The 6,974-nt window shown below is 55.6% G+C and carries 9 protein-coding genes; 3 read left to right on the forward strand and 6 right to left on the reverse strand.

Translation table 11 applies throughout. The features are described 5' to 3' along the window. Position 1: 1 nt before the first annotated feature. From ACESNI_RS07040 to ACESNI_RS07050, 3 genes are all read right to left on the reverse strand, one after another. Positions 2 to 490, reverse strand: a complete 489-nt coding sequence (locus ACESNI_RS07040) for a hypothetical protein (protein ID WP_373085835.1) — start codon at positions 488 to 490, stop codon at positions 2 to 4. Beyond that, complete coding sequence (locus tag ACESNI_RS07045; RefSeq protein ID WP_373085836.1) at positions 490 to 1,176, reverse strand: EI24 domain-containing protein; 687 nt, start codon at positions 1,174 to 1,176, stop codon at positions 490 to 492. The genes ACESNI_RS07040 and ACESNI_RS07045 overlap by 1 nt, the downstream gene beginning before the upstream one ends. A gap of 61 nt (positions 1,177 to 1,237) precedes the next feature. Next, positions 1,238 to 2,689 carry an amidase gene (locus ACESNI_RS07050; protein WP_373085837.1) on the reverse strand — a complete coding sequence of 484 codons (1,452 nt, stop codon included), beginning with the start codon at positions 2,687 to 2,689 and terminating at the stop codon, positions 1,238 to 1,240. A gap of 103 nt (positions 2,690 to 2,792) precedes the next feature. Here ACESNI_RS07050 and ACESNI_RS07055 point away from each other — a divergent pair, with 103 nt between their 5' ends. From ACESNI_RS07055 to ACESNI_RS07065, 3 genes are all read left to right on the forward strand, one after another. After that, the gene (locus ACESNI_RS07055) at positions 2,793 to 3,797 is read left to right on the forward strand and encodes an adenosine kinase (protein WP_373085838.1); all 1,005 of its coding nucleotides are present in this window, start codon (positions 2,793 to 2,795) and stop codon (positions 3,795 to 3,797) included. Positions 3,798 to 3,816: 19 nt separating this feature from the next. Continuing rightward, complete coding sequence (locus ACESNI_RS07060; protein ID WP_373085839.1) at positions 3,817 to 4,749, forward strand: hypothetical protein; 933 nt, start codon at positions 3,817 to 3,819, stop codon at positions 4,747 to 4,749. A 213-nt stretch (positions 4,750 to 4,962) separates the two neighbouring features. Further along, positions 4,963 to 5,538 (forward strand): adenylate/guanylate cyclase domain-containing protein, encoded by a 576-nt coding sequence (locus tag ACESNI_RS07065; protein WP_373085844.1) that lies wholly within the window; start codon positions 4,963 to 4,965, stop codon positions 5,536 to 5,538. Between the two features lie 11 nt (positions 5,539 to 5,549). On the opposite strand, the gene ACESNI_RS07070 is transcribed toward ACESNI_RS07065, so the two are convergent. The 3 genes from ACESNI_RS07070 to hisF are packed head-to-tail and all read right to left on the reverse strand — an operon-like array spanning position 5,550 to position 6,972. Then, on the reverse strand, positions 5,550 to 5,918 hold the full coding sequence (locus ACESNI_RS07070; RefSeq protein ID WP_373085840.1) for a histidine triad nucleotide-binding protein: 369 nt from the start codon (positions 5,916 to 5,918) through the stop codon (positions 5,550 to 5,552). Positions 5,919 to 5,929: 11 nt separating this feature from the next. After that, positions 5,930 to 6,265, reverse strand: coding sequence for a phosphoribosyl-ATP diphosphatase (locus tag ACESNI_RS07075; RefSeq protein WP_373085841.1), 336 nt, complete (start codon positions 6,263 to 6,265; stop codon positions 5,930 to 5,932). An 8-nt stretch (positions 6,266 to 6,273) separates the two neighbouring features. Further along, on the reverse strand, positions 6,274 to 6,972 hold the full coding sequence (gene hisF, locus ACESNI_RS07080; protein WP_373085842.1) for an imidazole glycerol phosphate synthase subunit HisF: 699 nt from the start codon (positions 6,970 to 6,972) through the stop codon (positions 6,274 to 6,276). Positions 6,973 to 6,974: the final 2 nt, after the last annotated feature.

A 6,974-nucleotide genomic window follows, 5' to 3' on the forward strand; every position in this document is an offset into this window, starting at 1 on the left:
ATCAACCGTTGGCCGCCAACTTATGGCCAGCACCGGCCTCAACAAGCTCTTTCGCGAAATATTTTTTCGGATCGGCAATCGCATCCGCCGACATATCGCGGTTGTTGACGGCAATATGACGGACCTCAAGTTCCCCGCCCTCTGTCGCCATATCCGCCGGATAGAAAAACAGGTGCAGCGCGCAATTTTGCGACAGATATTGCCAAACCTCCGCTGGCGCCTCTTTTCGCAGCAGCGTCGGCTCACCGAAAATCTGCAGGATCTCGGCGGTCTTTCGCCCGATCAGAATGTCAGTGCCCGGAACATTCTGCGGCTTGATGGAGGCAGTTACGGGTGAGACCACTTTTGCCGGGGGGGCAGCCTGGCGCACCGTGGCGCGTGAAACATCCACTGCGGTCGGCGCCGGGGCTTTCGCCGTAATGGTCCGCGGCGGCTCACAGGCCGACAGCGCAAGGGCGAGACAAGCACCAAAAACCAGCGATACCCGCATCAAACTACAACGCTCTGGCTGGCGCTCATACGAACTGCCCGCTTCTTGTATAAATGCACCATTGCCGCTGTGGCAATGATGGGGGTGATCAGGTTGACCACGGGGATCGTCAGGCAAAAAGCGACGAGGACCCCCATCAGGTAAAGTTCTGTGGCATTCGTTTTTCTCAGCCGCGTCACCTCGTTTATATCATGATGGCGGATCGCAACCATTTGGAAATATTCGCGCGAAATCAAATATCCGTTTAAAAGATAATAGACGAACAGATTGACGACAGGAATAAAATACAGCGGCAAGACAAGTAAATTGCAGAAGATGACAAGCGCCAGAAACTTAACGGCATCCCAGATACTGGACAGGATCGGGATATCCTCGGCAGGTCTATCGTTGGGATAATGCTTCTTTTCCACCGCATCGGAAATATCATCGAGAAACAAGCCGATCAGGGCGCTGATAACCAGCGGGAAGAGGAAAAATCCACCGAGTAAAAATCCAAGCCCTGCCAGGAACCCGATTACCGTATTCACCCATCCCCATTCAAAGTCGGGGATGAATGTAAACGCCTCGCTGACCCCGAATCCAAGCAAGATGAACACGCCGGCCGTGAGGGCCAGTGCCTTCAGAAGAACCGTGCGAAAGGCAGGATCACTAATCTGCCCGATTGCCATATTGATTGCAGAAAACAAATTACGCCCTTTTACCGATAGGTCCAGAACATCGAAATGTCATGTAGGATCTGCCGCCCGTTTATGCAACGCTTTTCAGATTGTTTTTACTGCCCATCGGTATGATGGGATTAAGCGGCACCCGTTTCGCATAATCATGATCCCGCTCAAACGCAAAAGCCGCCTGCAAGGCAATGTCCTCGCGGGCATTGGGTGCCATGATCTGGAGCCCGACCGGCAGCCCCGCCTTTGTATAGCCGCAAGGGATTGAAATAACCGGGCAGGAGGTGATCGTCAGCAAATACGGCATGGCAAGCCAGGCAACGTAATTATCGAATTTATGGCCGTTCACTTCCTCAACATAGCGCTGGCTGTGCGGAAAGGGCGGCACCATGGCGGCCGGGGTCATCAGCAGATCATAGGTGCCAAAAAAATCAACTACACGGTTGTAAAGTGCGCCTTGCGCCCGCTGTGCGGAGCCAATGTCATCACCGGTCAGGTTAAGGCCCTTTTCGATATTCCAGATGACTTCAGGTTTGAGCTGGTCCCGGTATTTCTCAAGGGTTGGCGCATGGCTCGCGGCAAATTGCTGGGCTCTCAACACCTGGAAAATGTCATCGCCGCCGGTCAGGTCGAAGCAATCCTCTTCTATGCCGCTGCAATGGGGCGCAAATTCCTGGGCGGCCCGGGCGCATATTTCCGCGACCTCTGGATCGATTGGGCATTGGCCAAGATTGGGACTGTAGGCAACCTTGCCAAATTTCGGGATTTTCGACAGGCTGTCCACATAGGACCGATCCGGCGCCGGTAGACTACAGGGGTCACTCGCATGTTGGCCAACCATCATATCCAGGATAAGCGCCGCATCTGCGACATTCCGCGCCATCGGCCCTTCAACGGAATTGAGCGCAAACGGCAAAGCGGAGGGCCCATGCGCCACCCGCTTCGGAGACGGGCGCAAGCCCACCGTGCCGGTGAAACTTGCGGGTGTCCGGAGGCTGCCACCGAGATCACTACCCTGCGCGAGCCATACCTGCCCGGTTGCCAGAGCCGCAGCAGCACCGCCGGAGGACCCTCCCGGTGTCAATGTTGTATTCCAGGGGTTCGCTGTCGTGCCGAAAACCTCGTTGAAGGTTTGGCCGCCAGCCCCGAATTCCGGCGTGTTGGATTTGCCGATGACAATTCCGCCCCGCGCTTCAAGCCGTTCGACCATCAAGTCTGAATGCCCGGCAATCCGGTCCCTAAAAATCGGAGAGCCCATAGTCCAGCGCACGTCCTTGACCGGTGTCAGGTCCTTGATCGCAATCGGCAGGCCATGCAAATGCGGCGGCGGTTGATCGGACAGATTTTCCGTCTCCAGCCGTGCGGCGTGGGCGCGGGCCCGATCGAGACATAACGTCGGCAAGGCATTTACGTCCTCATCAACTTCGGCAATACGGGCCTCCGCCGCATCAATAAGCTCGGCCGGGGATAGTTTTTTTGCTTTCAGCAAAGCCACAACGTCCGTCGCGGTCATCTTGATTAAATCATTCATATTGAATTGTTCGCAAAAAAATCCCGCTTTGTAAAGCGCGCGCTTGCTCCGGCGGGTGCAAGCCCTATACTCGCGGCACGGATTTGGGACGGAAGAGAGTATCATGACAGAGTTAAAATATGACACCACCTGCATCGGCAACGCCATTGTCGATGTCATTGGAAAGACCGATGATGCCTTCTTGAAAGCAGAAAACCTGACAAAAAACTCGATGATGCTGATCGACATCGACCGTGCCGAAGACCTCTATGGCAAAATGCAGTCGGCAATCGAAATGTCAGGCGGATCGGCTGGAAATACGGCGGCGGGCATTGCCTCGCTCGGCGGCAAATGCGCCTACGTCGGCAAGGTCCGCAACGACCAGCTCGGGGAAATTTTCACTCATGACATCCGGGCGATCGGCGTCACATTTGAAACCCGTAAGGCGACCACTGGCGCCGTCACGGCCCGCAGCCTCATTCTGGTAACGCCGGATGCCCATCGCACCATGAACACCTATCTCGGCGCCTGTATTGAACTGGGCCCGGACGACATCGACCCTGCAATGATATCGGCCTCGAAAGTCACCTATATGGAGGGATATCTCTGGGATCCTGAATCCGGCAAAAAAGCCTTTCGCAAGGCGGCGGAAATTGCCCATGCCGCCGGTCGGGAAGTCTCCCTCACTCTTTCCGACAGTTTCTGCGTCGACCGCTACCGCGACGAGTTTAGGGAGTTTATCGATGGCGGTGTCGATATCCTGTTCGCCAATGAGGATGAACTTAAATCGCTGTATGAGACCGATGATTTTGATGCAGCCCTCGATGCCGTGCGGGGCCATGTGGACATTGCCTGCCTGACACGGAGCGAAAAGGGGTCCATCATCGTCAAGGGTACGGAAAGTCACCGCATCGAGGCCGAACGCGGGATCGAGGTGGTGGATACCACCGGCGCCGGGGATTTGTTCGCGGCGGGTTTTCTGTTTGGTTATACAAACGGCCGCAGCCTTGCCGAAAGCGGGCGCATCGGGTCTATTGCCGCCGCCGAAGTCATCAGTCATTATGGCGCGCGGCCGAGTGTCAACCTGAAGGAGCTGCTGGAAAAGCAATTATCGGCCTCCGGAACCTAACAATGTCAGGAACAGCCCGATGACAGCGCCGGCGACCTTCTGGAAAGGCAGCAAATTATTGCTGCGCCGGACTTTTCGGGCGGGTCGCCTGAGGCTGTTAAGCGGCCTGACGCTGATGTTTTTTCTTACCGGCCACCTGCTCAACCATTCTCTGGGCCTGATATCGCTTAACGCCATGGAACAGGGCCGGGTGGTTTTTCTTGCGTTCTGGCGCAGCGATGCCGGAACCATCCTGTTGATCACAGCCATAGTCGTTCACATTGTGCTGGTTTTCGCCCGGCTTTTAACGCGGCGCTCCTATCGGCGACTGCCCTTGAAGGAAATTCTGCAGATTTTGCTGGGGATTGCTATCCCGCCGCTGGTCATCCTGCATGTTATCGGCACCGGTGTTGCCCATAGCATCTACGGGCTGGAGGACAGCTACGCCTTTGTTCTTTTCAGTCTGTGGGTGGCGACCCCGTTGCAGGCCGTCCTCCAAAGTACGGCATTGATCGTTGCCTGGGTTCATGGATGTATGGGAGTGCATTTCTGGCTCCGCCTGAAACCCTGGTACAAAGACGCTGTCCCGTATCTTTACAGCGCGGCCCTCGCCTTGCCGATCATGGCGCTTTCCGGATTTATCAACGGCGCCAACGAAGCCGAGAGTCTTTTTGCCAACGCCGAATGGCGCGACGCGTTCTTTGCCCGACTTGATTTGCCGCAAGGGATCGTCGGCTGGGCCTATGAGACTCGGGACCAGGGCTTTATCGCCATGATAATTTTGCTCGGCCTTCTCGGCATCAGCCGATTGTTCTGGATCATCCGGTACCGGCGCAATAAACTGATTGCGGTGACCTATCCCGGCCAAAGGATAATCCTGGCCCCGCCAGGTTCCACGGTGCTGGAGGCCAGCAATCTTGGTAAAATCCCGCATGCTTCGGTCTGTGGTGGCCGGGGAAGGTGCTCAACCTGAAGGATACGGGTCCTCGGGGGCGCCGACCAACTTAACCCACCGAGCGCGCGGGAAATTGACGTCCTCAGACGGGTTGGTGCGCCAGAGGGAACGCGGCTAGCCTGCCAGGTTAAACCCATAGGCGACATCTCTGTCATTCCCCTGCTCCCCGCGAGTTCATCGCCGCAGCAGGCCTTCAATCAGCCCGGATATCTGCAGGGGCAGGAGCGGGAGATCGCTATCCTTTTCGCCGATTTACGGGCCTTCACCAAATTTTCCGAGCAAAAACTACCCTATGATGTAGTGTTCATTATCAATCAGTATTTTCGTCATATGGGGGAAGCGATTGAGGCCCATAATGGCCATCTGGATAAATTTATCGGCGATGGCGTCATGGCGCTGTTCGGCCTGATTGAAACCAGTGATATCGCCAGCAGACGGGCGCTGGATGCGGCGAGAGCCATGGCGATGGAACTGGAAATCATGAACAAGAACCTCGCCTCCGACCTGCCGAAGCCGCTTGAGCTTGGTATCGGTATTCATATCGGACAGGTCATTGTCGGCCGGATGGGATATGGCACCGCAACCTCGATCACGGCCATTGGCGACGCCGTAAATATTGCCAGCCGGCTGGAAAGCCTGAACAAGGAGTTTACCAGCCAACTTATTTTTTCAAAGCAGGTGGCCGATCGTGCAGCGCAGGATTTCAGGGAATTACGACAACAGGACGTTGTCATCCGCGGTCGCGATGAACCCCTCAGCATCTATATTGTCGATGATGCCCGAACGCTCCCCAAACTCACACCATAGCCGGAGGGCGGCTACATGCCCTTCGCCATGTTGCCTTCCTTGATTTTCCGTCCGCCCATGATATGAACATGGAAATGCGGCACAATCTGTCCCGCATTTTCCCCGCTATTGGCGACAATGCGGTAACCATCTTCATGCAAGCCCAATTTTTTGGCGATTTCCCCGACCTTGATAAAGAAATTGCCGACTTCTTCCGGTGATCCGTTCGCGGAAAAATCCTCCATATCGATATAGGGACGTTTCGGGATCACCAGGACATGAACCGGCGTTTTGGGCGCGATGTCGTTGAAGGCGAGCACGCCGTCATCTTCAAAAACCGTGGAGTTGGGAATTTCCCCGCGCAAAATTTTCGCAAAAATATTGTCATCATCGTAGCTCATGGTATTTCCTCTTAAATGTTCTTTCGAGCCTTTTTCTCATCCAGACCGGACTGTCCCTCGCGGGCCGCCAGTGTGTCATAAATTTCCGTCGGATCGATCCCGGCGTTCGCCCATAGCACCATGACATGATAGATCAGGTCCGCGCTCTCGGCGACGATCTCGTCCCGGTCTTCAAGAACCGCGGCGATAGCGAGTTCAACGGCTTCCTCACCAACTTTCTGCGCAATTTTTGTACGACCGCTACTGTAAAGCTTTGCCGTGTAAGAACTTTTCGGATCCGCGCCTTTTCGCGCCGCAATGGTTGCAAACAACTTGTCCAGCGTATGTTTACCCGATTTAGTCGTCATTTCCCCTCCTACAAGCGAACCGCAAGGCCGGCGTCCCGCATGGCCTGTTTCGCTTCAGCGATTGTATAATCCCCAAAATGGAAAATTGAGGCGGCAAGAACCGCCGTCGCATGCCCATCCCGCACCCCCTCAACAAGGTGCTGCAAGTTTCCAACGCCGCCCGACGCGATAACCGGAATGGAAACAGCGTCGGCAATCGCGCGGGTCAGCGGAATATTGAACCCCGAGCGGGTCCCGTCCCGGTCCATCGAGGTGAGCAGGATTTCTCCAGCTCCGTATTCTGCCATCCGCTCTGCCCATTCCACGGCATCTATACCGGTTTTCTCGCGCCCGCCATGGGTGAAAATCTCGAACTTATTCGGGCCTGTCTGCTTGGCATCAATCGCCACAACAATACATTGATTGCCATATTGTTCCGCAGCCTCGCGGACAAATTCCGGGCGCGTGACGGCCGCACTGTTGATGGAGACCTTATCAGCCCCGGCGAGAAGCAGCTTGCGCACATCCTCCACCTGCCGGACACCGCCGCCGACCGTCAACGGCATGAAGCATTGTTCCGCGGTCCGACGCACCACGTCGTAAATTGTCTCGCGATTGTCCGATGTCGCGGTAATATCCAGAAAGCACAGCTCATCGGCACCTTGCGCATCGTAAAGCCGCGCCTGCTCAACCGGATCACCCGCATCGATCAAATCAAAAAAATTCACCC

Source organism: Sneathiella sp., assembly GCF_041689005.1.
Lineage (GTDB): Bacteria > Pseudomonadota > Alphaproteobacteria > Sneathiellales > Sneathiellaceae > Sneathiella.

Coding starts and splice junctions, on each gene's coding strand:
- ACESNI_RS07040 (WP_373085835.1), bottom strand. CDS start 490: ATGCGGGTATCGCTGGTTTTTGGTGCTTGTCTCGCCCTTGCGCTGTCG.
- ACESNI_RS07050 (WP_373085837.1), bottom strand. CDS start 2,689: ATGAATGATTTAATCAAGATGACCGCGACGGACGTTGTGGCTTTGCTG.
- ACESNI_RS07055 (WP_373085838.1), top strand. CDS start 2,793: ATGACAGAGTTAAAATATGACACCACCTGCATCGGCAACGCCATTGTC.
- ACESNI_RS07060 (WP_373085839.1), top strand. CDS start 3,817: ATGACAGCGCCGGCGACCTTCTGGAAAGGCAGCAAATTATTGCTGCGC.
- ACESNI_RS07070 (WP_373085840.1), bottom strand. CDS start 5,918: ATGAGCTACGATGATGACAATATTTTTGCGAAAATTTTGCGCGGGGAA.
- ACESNI_RS07075 (WP_373085841.1), bottom strand. CDS start 6,265: ATGACGACTAAATCGGGTAAACATACGCTGGACAAGTTGTTTGCAACC.